Source organism: Hymenobacter gelipurpurascens (genome assembly GCF_900187375.1).
GTDB lineage: Bacteria > Bacteroidota > Bacteroidia > Cytophagales > Hymenobacteraceae > Hymenobacter > Hymenobacter gelipurpurascens.
Genome location: NZ_FYEW01000001.1, coordinates 2316580 through 2337418 on the forward strand (window position 1 = coordinate 2316580; position 20839 = coordinate 2337418).

At 58.2% G+C, this 20839-nt stretch carries 17 protein-coding genes; 7 read left to right on the forward strand and 10 right to left on the reverse strand.

Going from position 1 to position 20839, the window contains the following annotated elements:
* The 4 genes from CFT68_RS09825 to CFT68_RS09840 form a co-directional block, all read right to left on the reverse strand.
* The gene (locus CFT68_RS09825; RefSeq protein ID WP_212590381.1) at positions 1–1149 is read right to left on the reverse strand and encodes a Gfo/Idh/MocA family protein; all 1149 of its coding nucleotides are present in this window, start codon (positions 1147–1149) and stop codon (positions 1–3) included.
* A 95-nt stretch (positions 1150–1244) separates the two neighbouring features.
* Positions 1245–1850 carry a gluconate 2-dehydrogenase subunit 3 family protein gene (locus CFT68_RS09830; protein WP_088843742.1) on the reverse strand — a complete coding sequence of 202 codons (606 nt, stop codon included), beginning with the start codon at positions 1848–1850 and terminating at the stop codon, positions 1245–1247.
* A gap of 11 nt (positions 1851–1861) precedes the next feature.
* On the reverse strand, positions 1862–3538 hold the full coding sequence (locus CFT68_RS09835) for a GMC oxidoreductase (protein WP_088843256.1): 1677 nt from the start codon (positions 3536–3538) through the stop codon (positions 1862–1864).
* A gap of 95 nt (positions 3539–3633) precedes the next feature.
* Positions 3634–4515, reverse strand: a complete 882-nt coding sequence (locus tag CFT68_RS09840; protein ID WP_088843257.1) for a sugar phosphate isomerase/epimerase family protein — start codon at positions 4513–4515, stop codon at positions 3634–3636.
* 590 nt (positions 4516–5105) lie between these two features.
* On the opposite strand from CFT68_RS09840, the gene CFT68_RS09845 reads away from it, so the two are divergent.
* The gene (locus CFT68_RS09845; RefSeq protein ID WP_141106508.1) at positions 5106–5630 is read left to right on the forward strand and encodes a hypothetical protein; all 525 of its coding nucleotides are present in this window, start codon (positions 5106–5108) and stop codon (positions 5628–5630) included.
* 18 nt (positions 5631–5648) lie between these two features.
* On the opposite strand, the gene CFT68_RS09850 is transcribed toward CFT68_RS09845, so the two are convergent.
* Complete coding sequence (locus tag CFT68_RS09850; RefSeq protein WP_088843259.1) at positions 5649–6716, reverse strand: glycoside hydrolase family 43 protein; 1068 nt, start codon at positions 6714–6716, stop codon at positions 5649–5651.
* Positions 6717–6908: 192 nt separating this feature from the next.
* Between CFT68_RS09850 and CFT68_RS09855 the strand changes: the two genes are divergently transcribed.
* The 4 genes from CFT68_RS09855 (at position 6909) to CFT68_RS09870 (ending at position 11997) form a co-directional block, all read left to right on the forward strand.
* Positions 6909–8006: a glycoside hydrolase 5 family protein gene (locus tag CFT68_RS09855; RefSeq protein ID WP_088843260.1), complete on the forward strand. Its 1098-nt coding sequence runs from the start codon at positions 6909–6911 to the stop codon at positions 8004–8006.
* Position 8007: 1 nt separating this feature from the next.
* Positions 8008–9084 (forward strand): glycoside hydrolase family 43 protein, encoded by a 1077-nt coding sequence (locus CFT68_RS09860; RefSeq protein ID WP_245815327.1) that lies wholly within the window; start codon positions 8008–8010, stop codon positions 9082–9084.
* Positions 9085–9138: 54 nt separating this feature from the next.
* Positions 9139–10746, forward strand: a complete 1608-nt coding sequence (locus CFT68_RS09865; protein WP_245815328.1) for a family 43 glycosylhydrolase — start codon at positions 9139–9141, stop codon at positions 10744–10746.
* A gap of 171 nt (positions 10747–10917) precedes the next feature.
* Positions 10918–11997 carry an aldose epimerase family protein gene (locus CFT68_RS09870; protein WP_245815329.1) on the forward strand — a complete coding sequence of 360 codons (1080 nt, stop codon included), beginning with the start codon at positions 10918–10920 and terminating at the stop codon, positions 11995–11997.
* 91 nt (positions 11998–12088) lie between these two features.
* Here the strand turns inward: CFT68_RS09870 and CFT68_RS09875 are convergent, their stop codons facing one another.
* Entirely contained in the window at positions 12089–12625 is a 537-nt protein-coding gene (locus CFT68_RS09875) for a DUF7935 family protein (protein ID WP_088843745.1), read from the reverse strand.
* Between the two features lie 272 nt (positions 12626–12897).
* Between CFT68_RS09875 and CFT68_RS09880 the strand changes: the two genes are divergently transcribed.
* The gene (locus CFT68_RS09880) at positions 12898–13251 is read left to right on the forward strand and encodes a HesB/IscA family protein (protein WP_088843262.1); all 354 of its coding nucleotides are present in this window, start codon (positions 12898–12900) and stop codon (positions 13249–13251) included.
* A gap of 70 nt (positions 13252–13321) precedes the next feature.
* Here the strand turns inward: CFT68_RS09880 and CFT68_RS09885 are convergent, their stop codons facing one another.
* Complete coding sequence (locus CFT68_RS09885) at positions 13322–14170, reverse strand: alpha/beta fold hydrolase (protein WP_245815330.1); 849 nt, start codon at positions 14168–14170, stop codon at positions 13322–13324.
* 139 nt (positions 14171–14309) lie between these two features.
* Positions 14310–14663 carry a hypothetical protein gene (locus tag CFT68_RS09890; RefSeq protein WP_088843263.1) on the reverse strand — a complete coding sequence of 118 codons (354 nt, stop codon included), beginning with the start codon at positions 14661–14663 and terminating at the stop codon, positions 14310–14312.
* Positions 14664–14765: 102 nt separating this feature from the next.
* On the opposite strand from CFT68_RS09890, the gene CFT68_RS09895 reads away from it, so the two are divergent.
* Positions 14766–16964, forward strand: coding sequence for a penicillin acylase family protein (locus tag CFT68_RS09895; RefSeq protein ID WP_088843747.1), 2199 nt, complete (start codon positions 14766–14768; stop codon positions 16962–16964).
* A gap of 81 nt (positions 16965–17045) precedes the next feature.
* Here the strand turns inward: CFT68_RS09895 and CFT68_RS09900 are convergent, their stop codons facing one another.
* Both CFT68_RS09900 and CFT68_RS09905 read right to left on the reverse strand, forming a co-directional pair.
* Positions 17046–18446 carry an alpha-amylase family glycosyl hydrolase gene (locus CFT68_RS09900; RefSeq protein WP_088843748.1) on the reverse strand — a complete coding sequence of 467 codons (1401 nt, stop codon included), beginning with the start codon at positions 18444–18446 and terminating at the stop codon, positions 17046–17048.
* A gap of 197 nt (positions 18447–18643) precedes the next feature.
* Positions 18644–20749, reverse strand: coding sequence for a glycoside hydrolase family 97 protein (locus CFT68_RS09905; RefSeq protein ID WP_088843264.1), 2106 nt, complete (start codon positions 20747–20749; stop codon positions 18644–18646).
* Positions 20750–20839 lie beyond the last annotated feature (90 nt).

Sequence of the window (20839 nt, forward strand, 5' to 3'; positions counted from 1 at the left end):
CTATACGGTGAAATCGGTCCACTTCCTATCGGAGCGGCCCGAGGCAATTACGTTTTCAATAAAGGCCATGCCGCGCACCCCGTCGGCAATGCCGGGGTAGTCGAGGGCTTCCGGCGAGGCGGTTTCGCCCGCTAGCTCCGCTTGCAGCGTTAGGGCAAAGTTGCGGTAGAGGTTGGCGAAGGCTTCCAGGTAGCCTTCGGGGTGGCCAGCGGGGGTGCGGGTGTTGTGGCGTGCAAAGGAGCCAACGTAGCCCGTGCCCGCCCGTCGGATTTCAGTAGGCCTATCCAGCCACTTTACCTGCAGCGTATTGGCGTCGGCCTGCTGCCACTCTAGGCCACCTTTCTCGCCGTAGATGCGCAGACGCAGGTTGTTCTCCTCCCCGGCGGCTACCTGGGTGGCCGTAAGCACGCCACTGGCGCCACCCGACAGGCGCAGCAACACGGCCCCGTCATCATCGAGCTTGCGGCCGGGCACTACTGTATTGATATCGGCGCAGAGCTGCGTAACGGCTAGGCCACTCACGTACTCCAGCAGATTGAACGCGTGCGTACCAATGTCGCCCATAGCACCGGCTAGGCCACTCTTTGTGGGGTCGGTGCGCCAAGCGGCCTGCTTGTTTGCAGTACCTTCTTCAAAGGCGCTTAGCCAACCCTGCGGATACTCCACGTACACTTTGCGGATCGTACCTAACTCACCAGAGGCCACCAGTTGGCGAGCTTCTTTTACCATGGGGTAGCCGGTGTAGGTGTGCGTCAGGCAGAAATGACAGCTGCTGGCCTCTACCACGGCTTGCAGCTCCTTGGCTTCGGCCAGCGAAAAGGTCATTGGCTTATCCAGAATTACATGGAAGCCATTTTCCAGGGCCAGCTTAGCGGGCGCAAAGTGCAGGTGGTTGGGCGTCACGATGGACACTACCTGCACCCTCTCCGACTCTGGCAGCTGCTTCTCGCGCTCAATCAATTCCTGATAGGAGCCATATACCCTCTCCGCCGACAGGCCTAGGAGCTGACCGCTGGCCTTGGAGGTTCCGGGGTTGCTGCTGAAGGCGCCGGCCACCAGGTCATACTGTCCATCGAGGGCCGCCGCCAACCGGTGCACCCCCCCAATGAAAGCGCCCTGACCGCCGCCAATCATGCCCAATCGTATCATTCAGTTATCAGTTGTGAGTTGCCGGTTATGAGTTGCTAGTTGCGGGTTGACGGTTGCAAGTAAGAACGGCACTGGCAACCCGCAACTGATAACTCTTAAGTCGTAGCCCAGGCCCGGTCGCCTTTTTTGTACGGTACGCACCCCTCGTATTTGCCCGGAACGGGCGAGTAGCGCAGGGCCTTCGTGCTCCCGACTTCGGAGGTAAAGTAGCCCAGAAGCGTCAATTCTTTCATCATCCGGAAATAATGATTGGGCGCTTCCAGGGTTTTGGTGCTGGTATACTTCTTTTGCTCCGCATCGAGGGCCGTCAGCAGGGCCGTGCGTTGGGCGGCGTCAAGAGCCATGAAGCCTTTGCCATTTGCCTTCTTGCTGGCTTCCTCCAGTTGCGTCAGGCCCTTCAGGAACACCTGTTGATCGGCGGGCTTGTAGCAGTCGCGCACCATTACGGCCATGAAACCGCCTACGTCGGCGGCTTTGGCGCCGGGCGTTTTGGTGGTTGGCAGAATGGTATCGCCGACTTCATTGAGGTAGGCCACTTGCTCCTGGTTCAGGAAGGGTTTTTCCTGCTTGGGGGTGGTCTTGGCCTGCTTTTCTTCTTTCTCCTGCGTGGGCGAGGAGCAGCTCGTCAGGAAATAATCGCCCCCGATGATGGCGCCGCCCATAATCAGGGCTACTCTTGCTACTGCGTCTCTTCTGTTCATGGCCATAGGAGTTAGATGTTCTGCTTCTTCATCTCCCCTACTGCGTGATCTACGGCGCGGGCCGTGAGGGCCATGTAGGTCAGGGAAGGGTTCTGGCAGGCGGCTGAGGTCATGCAGGCGCCATCGGTCACGTACACGTTCGGGGCGTCCCAGACCTGATTGTGGCTATTGAGGACCGAAGTTTTGGGGTCGCGGCCCATGCGGGCAGTGCCCATTTCGTGAATACCGCCGCCCATGGCGTAGCCGTTGTTGTAGGTCTTCACGTTCTTAACGCCCGCCTTTTCCAGCATCTCCTTGGCGTCCTCCATCATATCCACGCGCATTTTCTGTTCGTTCTCCCGAATGCTGGCATCCATCACCAGCACGGGCAGGCCCCACTTATCCTTCTTGGTTTTGTCGAGGTAGGTGCGGTTGTCATGATATGGCAGGGTTTCTCCAAACGCACCCAGGCCCATCGTCCAGTGGCCGGGCTCGGAAAGCGCATCCTTGAACTCGCCCCCGATGCTCATTTCGGCAATGTCGCGGCTCCAGCCTTCGCGTCCGGCGCCACCCTGGTAGCCAAAGCCTCGGATGTAATCGCGCTTATCGCCGAACAGGTTGCGGAAACGAGGCACGTAAATCCCGTTGGCGCGGCGTCCATACACATATTTATCCTCGTAGCCCTCCATGTCGCCGTGCGCACCGGCCCGGAAGTGGTGGTCCATGAGGTTGTGGCCTAGCTCGCCGCTGCTGCTACCTAGGCCCTCCGGCCACACATCGGTAGCGGAGTTCATAAGCACCCACGCCGAGTTAAGCGTGGAGGCGTTCAGGAAGATGATCTTGGCGAAGTACTCGTAGGTCTGGTTGGTTTCGGCATCCAGCACTTCCACTCCCTTGGCCCGCTTGGTATCCTTATCGTAGAGGATTTTGGTGACGATGGAAAACGGCCGCAGCGTCAGGTTGCCGGTAGCCACGGCGGCTGGCAACGAGGCCGATTGCGTACTGAAGTAAGCCCCAAACGGACAGCCCAGCCAGCATTTGTTGCGGTACTGGCAGCTGGTGCGGTTGTTATGCGCCACCGTGATATTGGCCGTGCGGCCAATCACCATGTGGCGGTCTTTGTAGTTCTTTTTGATGCGCGCCGCCACGTCTTTTTCCACGCAGTTCATTTCCATAGGCGGCATAAAGTCGCCATCGGGCAGCTGGGGCAGGCCGTCGCGGTTGCCGCTGATGCCCGCAAACTTCTCTACGCGGCTGTACCAGGGCGCTAGGTCTTTGTACCGGATCGGCCAGTCAACGGCAATGCCATCCTTGGCATTGGCCTCGAAATCATAGTCGCTCCAGCGGTACGACTGGCGGCCCCACATCAGGGAGCGGCCGCCCACGTGGTAGCCCCGGAACCAGTCAAATGGCTTGGCCTCCACGTAGGGGCTCTCCTTCTCGTTTACCCAATAATCCAGGTTGCTTTCGTTGAGCGTGTAGTCGCGACTCAGCACCGGATAATCTTTGATCATCTGCTGGGTTTTGCCTCCGCGGTGCGGAAATTCCCAAGGTGCTTTGTTGGCATTTACATAATCCTTGATGTGCTCAATATTGCGCCCTCGCTCCAGCATGATGGTTTTCAGGCCTTTCTCTGTCAGCTCTTTGGCGGCCATGCCACCCGAAATGCCGGAACCAATGACGATGGCGTCGTATGTATTCTTTTCCATAAACGATTGTGGGATGGATGTGAGTTGCCAGCTACCGGTTATCAGTGTGGTGGTTATAGTTGCTATCAGCTGATAACCGGCAACTGAGAACTAGCCTATACCAAGGTGCGCTTGATGTGGGAAATGCTTTTCTGGATGCTGTCGAAGGGCGAGCCGGGAGTTTGGTCCTGCTCCACGAAGAAGTATTTCAGGCCGGCGGTACTGGCCTGGGCGAAGATTTTCTTGAAATCGATGACGCCGCTGCCTACCTCCGTAAAGTTGTGCTTGGGCGTGTTGTCCATGTCCTTCACGTGCCAGAGCGGGAAGCGGCCGGGGTGTTGCTTGAACAGGGCCACGGGGTCTTTGCCGGCTTTGGTGGCCCAATACAGATCCAGCTCCATCTTCACCAGGTCCTTGTCGGTGGCCAGCAGCAGGTCGTAGGGCAGCTTGCCATCCTGGGCCATAAACTCGAAGTCGTGGTTGTGGTAGCAGAGCTGGATGCCGGCTTTCTTGCTCCGCTCACCGGCCAGGTTCAGCTGGTCGGCCACGTACTTATAATGGTCTAGGTTGCCCCGCTCGGCATCGGAGAGGTAAGCGCATACCATATACTTCACGCCGGCGGCGGCGGCATCGTCCACGGCTTTGTCCCAGCCATAGAGCATGGTACCCTGTACGGGCTGGCCTTTCTCCTTCTCCTCCCCCAGGCGGTAGTGGCTGCTGGGCATGATCAGGCCATTTTGCTGGAGCACTTTCGCGAAGGCTACGGGCGTCATGCCGTAGAATTTCTGACTGCCGGTATACGTGGCGCCTTCCACCGAATTGTAGCCCAGCTTAGCCACGCGAGCCAGCGTGCCAGCGGGGTCCTTCTGCATGGCGTCGCGCACGGTATAGAGCTGCAGGCCGATGTACTTTTTGGGGGCAGCCAGCAAGGACGGGCTCAGCAGGGCACCTGCGGAGAGCAGGGCGGCGGACTTTACAAAGGAGCGTCTGGAGGTCATAGGGAAATCAGTAGGAGCATAAAACCGATGGCAGCCGTGCTAGGCCAGTCGGCAACAGCGGCTTGTGAAATAGGCGTGACAAGCGGTGTACTAATGGCGCACGAAGTGTGGGATACAGGCTTCGGAACGGGAAGGGCCTTTTCGCCCGGAAGCTCCGAAATGACTGACCCTAGCACCCGGCGTTGCCCTAATGTATTAGTACTGCCGGAGTAATTGCAAGCTCCAGATGACAATTAACACGCTTTAAATCAATCACAACCCTATATATTATACACTTACCACACACGCAAATCCCGCTTCTGATGTAACTGAAGGGATTCCAGGCTTCGCTACGCCACTTCCATGTGTCAGATAAAAAACAAGACTTGTGTGCACAATTTTGCCCACTAAATGGCCCACTGTCTTCAGATACCCTTTCTCTTATTAGTAAGTGCGCACTCACCTTCATAAGGCCACTATCACACAGATGCCACTAGCAGGCAGTGAGCTTTTACTGCCGGAGTAAGGTTTTCTAGCCAGCTTATTATACTTTACTTGCATGCTTGTACTCCTTCAAGAAATTCCAAGCCGTCGTGCATCGCTCTTTATATATGAAAGCTTTTTCCGCAACTATCTGTCTGTTTGCTTTACCCCTTATCACTGTGCAAGCTCAGGACGTTCAGCCTGGCCTAGATGCACTTGATGATACCTATGGCTTCCGGGGTGCCAAGTTTGAGACGCCCCTCTCCTCCTACAAGGATCTGGTGCTGGCCGAAAAGGCTGGGCAAACCCAATACTACCGCCGCACCAGTGAGCGAAAGCAGCTAGGCAGCGGCGAGGTAACCGATGTTACATATGGCTTCTATAAGGGCAGACTGGCCGTGATTATGCTCAAAACCACTGGCCTGGCCAACAGTCGGGCCATGCTGGAAGCCCTGGAAGCGCAGGCTGGCCCGGGCACCCGCAGCAACCCCTACGCCCAGCGCTACGCCTGGAACGCCAGCAGAGTACACATGAGCTACGATGAAAATGCGCTCAGCAATGACGCCCTGGTTCTGCTGACCTGCAAGAAGCTGAAAGAGCAGGAAGTAAAGCAGAACCTGCGCACCCGCCAAACGGCGCCGCTAGGTAAATAATGGAAGTGGCAAATGGGTCTAGGGCAGCGGCTGAGGCGTGTAGCTTGGTCCCTGGCAGCGCGGCCCTTGCGCAGTCCAGGCCAGTTTGTCGAGGCAAAGTTGGCGTTCTTTCATGCCCTTGTCCCAAGCATGATATACCAGATATTCGGTTTTGCCATTGGGGCTGAGTACGTGGGAGTGATGGCCAGGGCCGCGCACATGCCCCGCTACGGCGTGTAGCACGCGCGGTCCTTGTTCGGCGCCGGTGTCTATGTAAGGTCCCAGAACGGTATCAGCCACGCAATAATCGACACCGTAGCGGGGCGTAAGGAAGTTGGCACCACTGTAGAAGCAGTAGTATTTGCCCCTATGCCGGCGCACGAAGGGTCCTTCCAGCGTATGCCACTCCGCAAACGTCTGGTTGTTGTAGAGGGGCATGGTGCGGTTCTTTTCAAACACGGTCCAGTCGTGACGGGCGCGTATAACGGTCCGGCTTTCGCCTGCCAGGTGGGTCATATCCCGGAGGCGGTCTACTGCTAGGCCAGTGCCAGGTCGGTAGCCATTCTCCGTATCGATGAAGTCGCGGGCATAGAACAGGTACCACTGCCCATCGGTATCCTGAAAGGGGTGTGCATCAATAGTAAACTTGCTTTCCGGCACATCCAGCAGCGCTAGTTGCTGGTAGGGCCCTTCGGGCTTTTTGCTGGTGGCTACGTACAAGCGGTGGCCTACGCTGGCCCCGATAGCCCCACCGCCCATGGAGTAATACATATAGAACGTGCCGTTATGATACACCACTTCCGGCGCCCAAAAATCGGCTTTTGCCGCATTAGGTGGGGGTATAAGAGCTCCGCCAGCCGGTTTCCAATCAACCAGATTGCTGGAGGTGAGCAGCGTGAAGATTCGGCCACCGGGGGTGCGCCCCTGCCCCGTGGTCCCGAAAGCGTAATAGTGTCCCTCGTAGCGCAGGACAAACGGATCGGGAAACTGCCCGGCGTATACAGGGTTGGTGTAGGTGCGCGCCGCCCGAGCCGCCGCTTGGTGGAGAACAGCCAACGAAGCTAGGCCGGCAGTGGCCTGCTGCAGAAAACGACGACGGGAAGCCATAATCGATAATAAGTTAAGCATCTAGCTTTCAAGCACCAGTATTTGTGCTGGTGAGCTAGACCGATGAAGCAAGATGTGTATAATTACACAATCGTTTGCGCGAAACAAGTTCTCCTTCTGACCTAGCATCTACTCCATAGGCTTATCCAGAGCCTTTCGTCTTTTCGTTGTGCTCCTCTGACTCCCGCCCGCATGAAAAAACTCCTTCTCTCGCTGCTGCTCCTGCTGGCTACTCAGGGCGTATACGCGCAAAAAACCAAGGTAAAGCTCAAAACCGCTACTACCAACACAGTGGCCGCGGGGCAGCGCTGGTCTGTAGAGAAGGCGCAAAGCTGGTATAAGGTGCACCCCTGGATCAGTGGTGCCAACTTTACCCCCAGTACAGCTATCAATCAGCTGGAAATGTGGCAGGCCGCCACCTTCGACCCCGTCACCATTGACCGGGAACTGGGCTACGCTGAAGGCATTGGCTTCAATACGTTACGGGTATTTCTGCACAGTCTGGCCTGGCAACAAGACCCAAAGGGCTTTAAGAAGCGCCTGAACACCTACCTTGCCATAGCCGATAAGCACCACATCCAGACGATGTTCGTGTTTTTTGATGACTGCTGGAACAAAGATGCCAAGGCCGGCCCGCAGCCTGCGCCCAAGCCCGGTATCCATAACTCGGGGTGGGTGCAGGACCCCGGCGAGCCAGCTTCCCGCGATTCTACCACATTTGTGGCCCTGAAGCCCTACGTGCAGGACGTGCTTACGTCGTTTAGAACTGATAAGCGTATTCTGCTCTGGGACTTATATAATGAACCCGGCAATAGCGGGAAGCTGGCTACTTCGCTGCCGCTGCTGCGCAATGTATTTGCCTGGGCCCGCGAAGTAAATCCGCAGCAGCCACTGAGCGTAGGCCTATGGGCCTGGGATTTTCAGGCGCTAAACACCTTTCAGGCGCAGCACTCTGACATTATTACCTACCATAATTACGACGATGTGCCCGCCCATCAGCGCATTATTGAGCTGTTGGAAACGCATGGCCGCCCGCTGATCTGCACAGAATACATGGCCCGCCCACGCAATTCCTCGTTCACGAACATTATGCCGCTCCTGAAGAAAGAGAACGTAGGCGCCATAAACTGGGGCTTGGTAGATGGCAAAACCAACACCAAGTATCAGTGGGACAGTCCCCTACACGATGGCCGCGACCCAGCCGTCTGGTTTCATGAGGTGTTTCGCAAAGACGGTACGCCCTACCGCCCCGACGAAACCGAGCTGATCCGGAGCCTAAATGGCAAGTAAGATGCACGGGCTCATGTTGCGCGGTCGGCTAGGCCTGTTGCAGGTACTATGGTCGGTTGGGCTACTGCTAGCTATTCCGGGACAGGCGCAGCCATCAAACTCAGCCGCTACGTTTACCAACCCGTTGCTGCCCGCCGGTGCTGATCCGTGGAGCATTTACCATGAGGGTTTCTACTACTACACGCATACCACTGGCCGCAACATTACGCTTTGGAAAACTACATCGTTGAGCCAGTTGGGCAGCGCACCGCATCGGGTGGTCTGGTCGCCACCGGCTACTGGCCCCAACTCCCATGACATTTGGGCGCCAGAGCTGCACCGCATACGGGGCAAGTGGTACCTGTATTATGCCGCCGATGCAGGCTCCAACCACAGTCACCGCCTCTGGGTGCTGGAAAATAGCTCCTCCGATCCGCTGCTAGGCCAGTGGACGGACAAGGGCCAACTTACGGATGCCACCAACAAGTGGGCCATCGACGGGTCGGTGTTTGAGAACCAGGGCCAGCTTTACGTTGTGTGGTCGGGATGGGAGGACGATGTGAACGGCCGGCAGGATATTTTCCTGGCGCGCCTGAAAAACCCCTGGACGATCGACGGCCCCCGGCTGAAAGTCTCGACGCCCGTGTACGGCTGGGAGCGAAACGGCGACCTGCACGATGCTCAAAATCCGCCGCACGTGGATGTGAACGAAGGCCCACAGGTAATTCAGCATGGCAGCAAGCTTATTCTGCTCTACTCCGCCAGCGGTTGCTGGACTGACTTTTACGCCCTGGGCATGCTCACGGCTCCCTGGACCAGCAACTTGCTAGAGCCGGGCTCCTGGACGAAGTCGCCGACGCCGGTGTTTCAGCAGGATAAGGCGGCCGGCGTGTACGCGCCGGGACACAATTCCTTCTTCAAGTCGCCGGATGGCACCCAGGACTGGCTGCTTTACCACGCCAACGACCAGCCCGACCAGGGTTGTGGCCGGTTCCGCTCGCCGCGGGCTCAGCCACTCACCTGGAACCCCGATGATACGCCCCACTTCGGCCGGCCCATAGCGCCAGGTCAGCCCCTGGCTAGGCCTTCCGGCGAATAGTGCCTGCTAGGACACCTGGTCGTCGCCGTTTCTCATCACTCATCTTTTTTGCTGATGCGTTTGCTATCGAACTTCGGAAAATCACTTGCCCTGCTCCTGATTAGCCTGGGGGCTTTTGGCAGCTGCCAGCAGCATCTCACAACGTCAGCGAGTACCGGCGTCGGCAGTATGGTTCCGGCTTCGGCGGCCTTGTCTATTGCCAACCCCGTACTGGCCGGCGACTTCCCCGACCCATCGGTGGTAAAAGTGGGCAACGCTTACTGGGCCACAGCCACCTCCTCCAACTGGGGACCGGCGTTTCCACTGCTCATGTCGCAGAACCTGACCAGCTGGGAATTGGTAGGCCACGTGTTTCCCGATGCCCCGCCGGCCTGGGCCGACTACTACTTCTGGGCCCCGGAAATTAGCCAGGAAGGCAACAAGACGTATGTGTTCTATACGGCGCACAAGCGCGGCGGCAACCTGGCCGTGGGCGTGGCCAGCGCTACTAACCCCGCCGGTCCTTACACCGATCATGGTCCCCTCGTAGGTCAGCCCGACGGCTCTATTGACGGCTTCCCGATGCGCGACGAAAAGGGCCAGCTATACCTAATCTGGAAGGAAGATGGCAACAGCGTGCAGCAGCCCACGCCCATCTGGGCGCAGCGCCTGAACGAGGAGCGCACCGCGCTGGTAGGCGAAAAGCAGGAGCTATTTCGCAACGACCCCAGCACTTGGGAAGGCAACCTAGTAGAAGGTGTTTCGATGGTTCGGCGCGACGGATATTTCTATGCTTTTTATGCTGGTAACGGCTGCTGCGGCAATGGCTGCACCTATGCTACCGGCGTGGCCCGTTCCAAAACCCTGTTAGGCCCCTGGGAAAAATATGCGCAGAACCCTGTGCTCGTGAACAACGATACCTGGAAATGTCCCGGCCATGGTACTGTGGTAGAAAACCAGGGCCGCTGGTATTTGCTGCATCATGCTTATAACACCGCAAGCCAGGAGTTTGTAGGCCGCCAGGGCGTACTAAGCGAGCTAACCTGGACGGCCACTGGCTGGCCTGCTTTCACCGGAGGCAGCACGCCGGCCCAGGCGGCGGCACCAGCCCCGCGCTCTTTCACCGATGAGTTTACGACCACCACGTTGCAGCCCTCCTGGCAGTGGCCTATTGAGCAGCGGCCCATGTTCATGCTGCAAAGCGGGCAGCTGCGCCTCACTGCCCGCCCCGACCACAGTGGCGCGGCCCTAGGCCAGTCGACCACTAGCCCCAACTATACCGCTACCACTTCCCTGCTCCAGCCCGCCAGTTTGGCGAAGGGTAGCCGGGCCGGCTTGGCCGCCCACGGTGACCCCGATAATACCCTGGCTTTGCTGGCGGGCGGTGGCACGGTACAACTCACGCAAATCGAGAAGGGAAAAACGAAAGTTGTAGCGGAAGCTCCATTGCCCGCCAACCAAGCCGTGCAACTGCGTATGCAGGCCCGCCAGGGCAGCCAGTTCACCTTCGCCTGGAGTACCGATGCCGGCACCACCTGGCACAACTTACCTGCCGATGGGGCCGCCATTGATGGCCGCTACCTTCCGCCATGGGACCGGGGTATTCGGGCTGGCGTGTTGGTGCAAGGGCCGGCCACTGCCACCGCCTCTTTTGAGCGGTTTTCCCTGGAGCCTCAACCGTAACGCATGACCAGCTGATAGGAAGCCCCCCCGTCACTGCTTGATTTGACCCTATATTCTTTCGTCTTACCCTTCCGTATGCTACGCCTTCTTCCTGCTGGTCTATTAGCCAGTTTGCTGTTCACAACAGCCTGTAACCAATCTACTTCAACTGAGACATCTGCCAGCACTGAAATGGCTTCTTCCTCTACATCTACGCAGGGTGCTGCCCCAACTTCGGCGTCCTTCGGCAAGACGACCGATGGCACGGAGGTGCAGCTGTTCACGCTCACCAACGCCCACGGCCTGAAAGTGAGCATCACGAACTACGGCGGAACGGTTACCAGCCTGCTGGTGCCCGACAAGGCCGGCAAGCTCGGCGATGTGGTGCTCGGGTTTGACAACGTGAGCGGCTACCAGAGCCCCGCGTTTCTCAAGTCAGGCCCGTACTTTGGCGCCCTGATTGGCCGCTACGGTAACCGCATTGCCAAAGGCAAATTCACGCTGGACGGTAAGCAGTACACGCTGGCCAACAACAACGGCGAAAACACGCTGCACGGCGGCAAAAAAGGCTTCGACAAAGTGGTGTGGCAGGCCACGCCCGGCACCTCGGCTGAGGGCCAAACGCTCACGCTCACGTACCTGAGCCAGGACGGCGAGGAAGGCTACCCCGGCAACCTGCAGGTGACAGTGGTCTACACGCTCACCCCAGACGATGCGCTCAAAATCGACTATTCCGCCACCACCGATAAAGCCACGCCCGTTAACCTGACCAACCACGCCTACTTCAACCTGAGTGGGGGCAACGATGTGCTCGGCCACCAGGTCACCCTTCCGGCTGACCGCTACACGGTGGTCGATGCGGGCCTGATTCCGACTGGCGAGCTGCGCCCCGTGAAAGGCACCCCGTTTGACTTTACCAGCCCCCACGCCATTGGCGAGCGGATCGGGCAGGTGCCCGGCGGCTACGACCACAACTGGGTGCTGAATGAAGCGAAGGGGATGCACGCGGCCGCTACGGTGTATGAGCCCACCACGGGCCGCACCATGGAAGTCCGGACTACTGAGCCGGGCATCCAGTTTTATACCGGCAACTTTCTGGATGGCACGCTCAAAGGCAAGGGCGGGCAGGTGTATGGCAAGCACGCTGGCTTCTGCCTGGAAACCCAGCACTTCCCCGATTCGCCCAACCAGCCCTCGTTCCCCAGCACTATTCTCAAGCCCGGCCAGACGCTGCACTCTACTACCACCTACACATTCGGCGTCCGCCAGTAACCAGCTGCCGCGTTCTACTTAACAGAAGCGTCCCCTTGGATACCGCTAGAGGTATTCAAGGGGACGCTTCTGTTAGGGCATTTAAGGTTGCTTAGAACATACCTACTGCCTCGCGCTTCACGGCCAGTAGTGCGGCGGCTGTGGGGTCGGCTTCGTCGGTCATGAGGCTTTCAAGGATACGCTTGGCCAGCTCGGGGCCGCGGGCCTCCTGTGGGTTAGGCAACGCGCGGAACTGGGTATTGATCAGGTTTACTACGCTTTCCTGGCCCTGCTTCACGTAGGCCCAGGTTTCGGGCTGCATGTAGAGCTGCTGGCTGAGGTTGTGTTCCACCTCGGCCCGAATTTCCTGGAGTAGCAGCCGGTGGTAGTCGGGCGCTGAAATACCGGCGCTGCTCACGCGCACCAGCAGGTTGCTGGGCGATATCCGCTCCAGCAGCAGCGTTACGCGCTCCAAGGCTTGCAAACGCAAAGGAAGCGTGGTTTTGCTGGCTTCCAGACGCAACTCTACTAAGCGGCGCTGCTGCTCTTTCTCAAGAAATTGTTGAAACAGGAAGAAAATAGCCCCCGCTACAATGAGCGCCGGCAGAATAATTTTGAGCAGGTCGAAGAGATACGCGGTAGAATCCATAGGAGCAATCGGGCCAGCGGAGGCGGGCAGGTGAAGGAACGGCAAGCGTGGCGTGTAGGCCACTTTTGAGAGGAACTTGTATACGAAACAGTGGCCTAGCAGGCCTACGTCAATACACAAAGATAGCGGTGAACCGTAGGCCACCCTACGGTGTTATGCTCTCAAACGAACCAATGGCCACGGGTAGTACCCAGGGCCACCAGCGGCAACGTGCGACAACTGCCTTGGGCTTCGTATATTTGTCGCCTTACTTCTCTAAAAACGAACATCCTATGGCAACGGCCGTCTCCACGAAACTTGCTCCTATCAGCCTCACTCCACGCGCCTTGGCTGAGGTTCGAAATATATTGGTCGAAAAGGCCGTTCCCGGCGAATATGGCCTCCGCGTAGGCGTGCAGGGTGGTGGTTGCTCGGGCATGAGCTATCTGCTCGGCTTCGACAAACCCAAAGACCAGGACGAAACCTTCGACCTCGATGGCGTACTGCTCATCATGGATAAGAAGCACGCCATGTACGTATTGGGCATGGAAGTTGACTTCCAAGATGGCCTGAACGCCCGCGGTTTTGTGTTCAACAACCCCCAGGCCAAGAGCACCTGCGGCTGCGGTTCGTCGTTCTCGTCGTAAGCTGCCGCACACAACTTACAAAAAGGCCTGTCCGCACTCCGGACAGGCCTTTTTTGTGGTTGTTACTGGCCTAGGCAGCCAGAAACGCCTCAATGGCGGTGAGCGTTTCTACCGGCGCGCTCAACTGGGGGCAGTGCCCGTTGATGGGCAGCGTAACCAGCGTGGCATCCGGAATGGCCGCCTCCAAATACGCGCCTACTTCCAGCGGCGCAATCAGGTCTTGCTCGCACTGTACCACCAGGCAGGGCAACTGCACATTGCGTACATCCAGGCGGTTGTCCGACAGGAACGTGACGCGGGCAAACTGCCGGGCAATGGCCGGATTGGTCTGACAAAAGCTGTGTATAAGCTCAGCGGCTAACGTAGGCCTATCAGGGTTGCCCATGATGAAGGGCCCGAAGGTATCGGCCCAGCCCACGTAGTCCGTTTCCATAAACTTGAGCATCGATTCGATATCGGCACGGTCGAAGCCGCCATGGTAGCCCGCTACGTTGAGGTAGCACGGCGAGGGGCACAGCAACAGCAGCTGCTTGAAACGCCCCGGCTTGGCAATGGCCGCCAACACCCCAATCATGCCGCCCACCGAATGCCCAATCAGGATGACGTTGTGCAGTTGGAGAACCTCGCAAATATCCAGCAAATCCTGGGCGTAGGCCTGTAGAGAAACGTATTTATCGGGCTCGTAGGCCTCTATTGCCGACTGCCCGCCGCCCACATGATCGTAGAGAACCAGCGTGAACTGCTCGGGGTCGGAGAAAGCCGGCGTGATGTAGCGCCACATGGTTTGGTCACAGCCGAACCCATTCACGAAGAGCAACGTCTGGGGGCCGCGCCCTAATATTCGGACATTATTTCGTTGCAGAATATCCATACGCACCCGGCTGCCTGTGTGCGGCGGGCCGGTAATGTAAGTACGCAATGAATTTCAATAAGACAAGTAATTATCAAAATAGGACAAATAATCAAATTAAGAACAGCCCATTTGTGCAAAAAGACCTTTGCCGCGTAGCAAAGGGCTTTAAGATAGTAGCCTTTCCAGAAATGGAAAAGCAAGTGGCCTAGGCCTTGGCTGAACTTAGCAGCTCCAGCACCGCCGCTGGGTTTTCTACTTCAATGATCAGCTCATCATACTCGTCGTGCTCCAGTTCAATGATGAGGGCATTTTCGGCGTGGTGCACATCCCAGAAGATGCGCTTATCCTGCTGCAGGAACGTGCCGGCCGCAAGGATGCCGGGAATGTGGGTGCCGGGCATACGAAACCCCTTCCACCACCCTTTCAGAATCTCCGGGTCCTGCCGAATGCTCTTGATGTTGCCTAGCGGAATCTGCAACTGGCTTTTGAAGGCCCACAGTTTGTGCAGGCCTTTCACTTGGAACAAGACGTTCTCGCCTTCCTTGGTAACTTCAACCATGCTGTTTGCGGTGTGAGCGGGATAGAAGATATTGGCGGTAAGTTAGCGTTTCAGTCGCAGCAAGTGCAGCGCGCTGCCCACCCTATTCCGATCCACTGCTCCATGCGTGCTTTTCTACCTCTAGGCCTGTTGCTGATGGCCGTTACGGGTGCTCAGGCCCAAGCGTTTACCTCCGCCGAAATTGCCCGCTGGCAGCAGCAGGCCAAACAGGTAACCATCACGCGCGATACCTGGGGCGTGCCGCACGTGCAAGGCAAGACGGATGCAGATGCGGTTTTCGGCCTGCTGTACGCGCAGTGTGAAGATGACTTCCCGAGGGTAGAAACCAACTACCTGGACGCCATCGGGCGGCTGGCGGAAGTAGAGGGCGAATCGGCTATCTACCACGATTTGCGCGCCCGCCTGTTCATGGACAGCACTCAGGCCATCAGCCTCTACCAGAAAAGCCCCGCCTGGATGAAGCAGTTGCTGAACGCCTTTGCCGACGGCACCAACTATTACCTCTACTCCCACCCCACCGTGCAGCCCAAATTGCTGCGCCGCTTCCAGCCCTGGATGCCGCTGATGTTTAGTGAGGGCAGCATTGGCGGCAACATCAGCGTGGTGCCACTGGAGCGGCTGAAGAATTTCTACGCCAACCGCAAATCCACGTCCTGGCAGCGGCCCGATTTTGAGAAGGCGGAGCGGGAGCCGGTGGGCTCCAATGGGTTTGCCATTGCGCCGGCCAAAAGCGCCAGCGGCCACGCCCTGCTGCTCATCAACCCGCACACCTCCTTCTACTTCCGCCCCGAGGTGCAGGTAACCAGCGAAGCGGGCCTGAACGCGTATGGCGCCGTTACCTGGGGGCAGTTTTTCGTGTACCAGGGCTTTAACCAGAACTGCGGCTGGATGCACACCTCCAGCCAGGCTGACTCGATGGACGAATACCTGGAGACAGTGGAGCAGAAAGACGGCAAGTATTACTACCGCTACGGTAAGAAGCTGCGTCCCATGCAGGCAACCACCATGTCGATACCGTATCTGCGGGATGGCAAGATTGCGCGCAAGGACTTCATTACCTACCGCACCCACCACGGCCCCGTGGTAGGCCAGCAGGCCGATGATAAGTGGGTGACGGTGCGCATGATGGACACGCCGCTGGAGGCTCTGGAGCAGTCGTACCTGCGCACCAAAGCCACCGACTACGCCAGTTTCCAAAAGACGCTCAAACTCAACGGCAACGCGTCCAACAACACCGTGTTTGCCGACAGCAAGGGCACCATTGCGTACTGGCACGGCAACTTCATGCCCCGTCGAGACCCACAGTTCGACTGGAGCCAGCCGGTAGATGGCAGCAACCCCAAAACCGACTGGAAGGGTCTGCATAAGCCAGAGGAAATTGTACAGGTAATGAACCCTGCCAGCGGCTTCATCCAGAACTGCAACTCCACGCCCTACACGGTATCGGGCCCCAGCAGCCCCGACAAGGCGAAGTACCCCGCCTACATGGCTCCCGACGCGGAGAACTACCGCGGCATCAACGCCGTGCGCGTGCTCAGCCGCAAGCCGGTGTTCACGCTCGATACGCTGATTGCAGCCGCCAAGGACCCGTATCTGGCCGGTTTTGAAGAGTTGCTTCCAGCGCTGGCCAAGGATTTCCAGTATGTGCTAGACAGCACGAACCCGCCACAGGGCGAGGTAGTGGAGGCTATGAAAATCCTGCAGGCCTGGGACAAGCGCTACAGTAAAACCTCCGTAGCCCAGACGCTAGCCACCTATTGGGGCGAAAGAATCCTGCGTCTGGCTCGCCCGCGCGTGCCCGCCAACCAGGTGCTGGACTACATCAGCCTCATCAAATTCACCATTGCCAATACCACGCCCCAGGAGAAAGTGGCCGCCCTGCAGGAAACGCTCGATGAGCTAACCCGCGACTTTGGCACCTGGAAAAAGCCCTGGGGCGACATCAACCGCTTTCAGCGCCTCACCGGCAACATCCAGGAGGCCTACGACGACCAGAAGCCCAGCCTGCCGGTAGCCTTTACCTCCTCGGCCTGGGGGTCGTTGGCCGCCTTCGGCTCCCGCACCTTCCCCGGCACCAAGAAGCGCTACGGCTACGTGGGCAACAGCTTTATTGCGGTAGTCGAGTTTGGCCCGCGCATCAAGGCCCGCTCCGTGCTGGCAGGTGGTAACAGTAATCAGCCTACTTCCCCACACTTCACCGATCAGGCTGGCCTATATGTCGAGGAGAACTTCAAAGACGTGCTCTTCTACCCCGAAGACGTGAAGCAGCATGCGGAACGCACGTATTCACCGGGGCAGTAGTGGCCTAGGATGGTCTATAAACAAGAAGCCCCGGCCTTACGGTCGGGGCTTTTGTTTTAGGCAGTTTCCTTGCTAATCAGCTTATTTCTTCAATATAATATACCCATAAGCTGGCAGCGAAACCTGAGTACCCAGCGTGATAGAACCGCCTTGCAGGGCATTGGTCCAAGTAGAATTAGCTAAGGCAGCAGGCATTACATATTCCTTGGCGCTGTTGCGCACGTTCACCAGCACCAAGGCCTGCTCCGTGCCGGCTGTTTTGGTGAAGGCGCAGACATCGGTGGAGCTGTAGGCCACTGGCGTGCCGTGCCGGAGAGCAGCGCTGCCGGCGCGGGTAGCAAGCAGTTGCTTGTAGGCCTTCGTGACATCGGAATGAATGCCCCAGCTGACTTTCACGGAGGTGAAGGGGAAAGGAATGGCGGTGGTCATGCCGGCTTCCTGGCCGTTGTAAATCATCGGCACGCCCTTGTAGCAGGAGGCAATAACGAAGGCCGACATGGCCCCAGCATTGCCCCCAAACAAGGCTACCGGGGTGCCATCGGAGCCGTTTACATCGTGGTTGGTGATGTAGCGCACCACCTGTTGGGTACCGGTGGCCTGCGCGTACTCGCTATTATTCAGCGCATCGAAGGTGGTAGCCGGAGCATTACGGCGGTATACATCCCAGAAGCCGCCGTAGAAATTGAAGCCGAAGTTGTAATCGAAGCCCGCCGTAAAGTTGGCGTTACGGGAGCTTTCGGACAGCAGCAGCAGCTTATGCGACTTCACGTTGCGCAGCGTATCGATGGCCTGCTTCCAGAAATCAACGGGCGGCGCATCGGCATAATCGAAGCGGAAGCCATCGACATTGGCCGTGTACACCCACGACTTCATGGCGTCAATCATGGCTAGGCGCATCGGGGCACTGGCAAAATTCAGCTGGGCTACGTCGGTGTAATTGGTATTGGGTGGGCTCTGAATGACGCCGGAGGCATTGCGCAGGTACCACTCGGGGTGCTGCGTAATCCAGGCATTATCCCAGCTGGTGTGGTTGGCCACCCAATCCAGCATCACGCTCATGCCGCGGCTATGGGCCGCGTCCACCAGCGCCCGTAGGTCGGTGAGTGTTCCAAACTCAGGGTTCACGGCCGTGTAGTCCTTCACGGCATAGGGCGAGTTCACTCCTTTCACCTGGCCTACCGGGTAAATGGGCATCAGGTACACCACGTTTACGCCCAAGGCCTTGATAGAATCCATGCGAGTGGTTACGCCCGCGAAATTCCCGCTTTGGCTGAAGGCGCGCATGTTCACCTGATATATCACCGCATCCTCGCGGTTAGGAACCGCCGTGAAAGGAGTACCATACTGAGCGGGCGTGGTGGATACGGGTGGGGCAACGGGCGCCGGGGCATCTGCCGCCGAATCCGATTTACAGCTGGTCAGTAGCCCGACAGTGAGAAGTACAGTTAGGCTGTTTTTGAACGCTGATTTTAGAAAGGACATCACGTAGAGTTTACAGAAGATAGTAATGAGCAGCAGCGCCATGCGGTAATGGTTTTCACCGCATGGCGCTGCTGCTTTTTGAGTTGTATACTGTTGAATACAGTCGTTCAGTTGGCATGACCCCACCCCCGGCCCCTCTCCCGGAGAGGAGGGGCCGGGGGTGGGGTCATGCCAACTGAACGAAGAACTGGCCTAGATTACTTCCCTACCTGCTTGATGCTCACGGCTGCACCACCACCGGCGGCCAGCTGCAGCTTGAGCGTGGTTTTGCTGTCTACCTTCTGCTTGCGAATTTGGTAGGCCTGGGGGTTCTTATCCCAGGAAGCGCCTTTGCCGTCGGTGTAGAGGATGGCTTCGTACTTGGTGCCGGGCGTGAGGAAGTCGAGCTTGACGGTTTGGGTGCGGGCGTTTTCATCGGTGATGCTGCCCACGTACCACTCCTCCTTGCCTTTGGCTTTGCGGGCCGTGGTGATATAGTCGCCGGGCTCGGCCAACAGGATGCGCGTGTCGTCCCAGTCTACGGCTACGTCTTTAATGAACTGGAAGGCGTCGAGGTGCTGCTCGTAGGCCTCGGGTAAGTCGGCGGCCATTTGCACGGGGCTGTACATGGTTACGTAGAGGGCCAGCTGTTTAGCCAGCGTGGTGTGCACCTGCTTGCCTTGGTTGCGCTCCGGGTTCCAGCCTTCCAGCTTGATTTGGAAGATGCCGGGCGTGTAGTCCATGGGGCCGCCCATGAGGCGGGTGAAGGGCAGAATGGTCTCGTGCTCGGGCGGGTTGCCGCTGCTCCAGGCGTTGAACTCATTGCCGCGGGCTGCTTCCGAGGCTAGCCAGTTGGGGTACGTGCGGTGGAGGCCAGTCGGGCGCACCGACTCGTGCATGTCCACCATAATCTGGTTTTCGCCGGTTTTCTGGGCCGTGCGGTTGTAGTGGTTCACCATCCACTGGCCGTCGTGGTGCTCCCCGCGCGGGATGATGCGGCCCACGTAGCCGGTTTTCACGGCGTCGTAGCCGTACTGCTTCATGAAGCGGTAGGCGGCATCCTGGCGGCGCTCATAGTTGGTAACAGAGGAGCTGGTTTCGTGGTGCATCATCAGCTTCACGCCTTTGCCGGCGGCGTAGGCCTGTAGCTCGGGCACGTTGAAATCGGGGTACGGCGTCACGAAGTCGAACACCTCTTCCTTCCAGTTATTCGCCCAGTCTTCCCAGCCCACGTTCCAGCCTTCTACCAGCACGCTGGCTAGGCCATGTTTGGCGGCGAAGTCGATGTAGCGCTTCACGTTCTGGGTGTTGGCGCCGTGGTGGCCGTTGGGCTTGAGCTTGCTCCAGTCGGTGCCGGCGAGCTTGATGTTGCTGGTATCGGCGTAGTTCCAGCTGGCTTTGTTGACGTGCATTTCCCACCACACGCCCACGAATTTCTGGGGCTTAATCCAGTCGGTGGTTGCGAAGGAGGTAGGCTCATTCAGGTTTAGGATGAGCTTGCTGGCCAGCACTTCGGGGGCTTTGTCGCTGACAATGATGGTGCGCCACGGCGTGTGCTCGGGGGCTTGCAGGTAGGCAGCCGCGCCAGTGGCAGAAGGCACCAGCTGGCTGCTCAGCCCAAAGCTCTTAGTATCCACATTGAGCATCATGGCCGGGTAGTTCACCAGTGCCGCCTCGTGGATGTTCACGTACAGCCCATCATCCGACTTGAGCATGAGCGGCGTCTGCACCCGATTTGGGGCTGATTTCTCCTGAATATGCTCAATGGGGGTGGTATTGACCTCGCTCAGGCGCGTCTGGCTATATGTGTATTCGTTGGAATCGTAGTCGCCGGGAATCCAGAAGGCCTTGTGGTTGGCGGGCAGGTTGAACTCGGATTTCTCTTCCTGCACCACGAAGTACGTGAGGCCGGGTTGCTGCGGAAACTCGTAGCGGAAACCCAGGCCATCATCATACAGGCGAAAGCGCACCACCACGCGGCGGCCGTTGCTGGTTGGCTGCTGCAGCGTCACGGCCAGTTCCTTGTAGTGGTTCCGAATCTGCTTCACCTCGCCCCATACGGGCGCCCAGGTATCGTCGTGCTGGCTGGAATCGACGCGCGCAATGGTCAGGGCCTTATCCAGCGCCTGCTGGCCTTGCAGCAACATGCCGAGGCGACTGGGCTTTAGGACTGGCCTAGCGCCGAAGCGGAGCTGGTAGGTCGGCTCGCCGCTGGGGCTGAGTTGAAAGTTGAGGGTGAGCTTTTTACCGGGCGAGTGAACGGTTTGCGCCTGGGCAGAGAAACCGATGAAGCCAGCCAGTAGCAGGAAGGAAAGTCGTTTCATAAACGGGGCAGGAATGGAATAGGAAAGATACGCTGCTGCTTTCCACGCCTGCTAGGCCAGTGTTGCCCGCTACTGGTTTTGTATTACCCA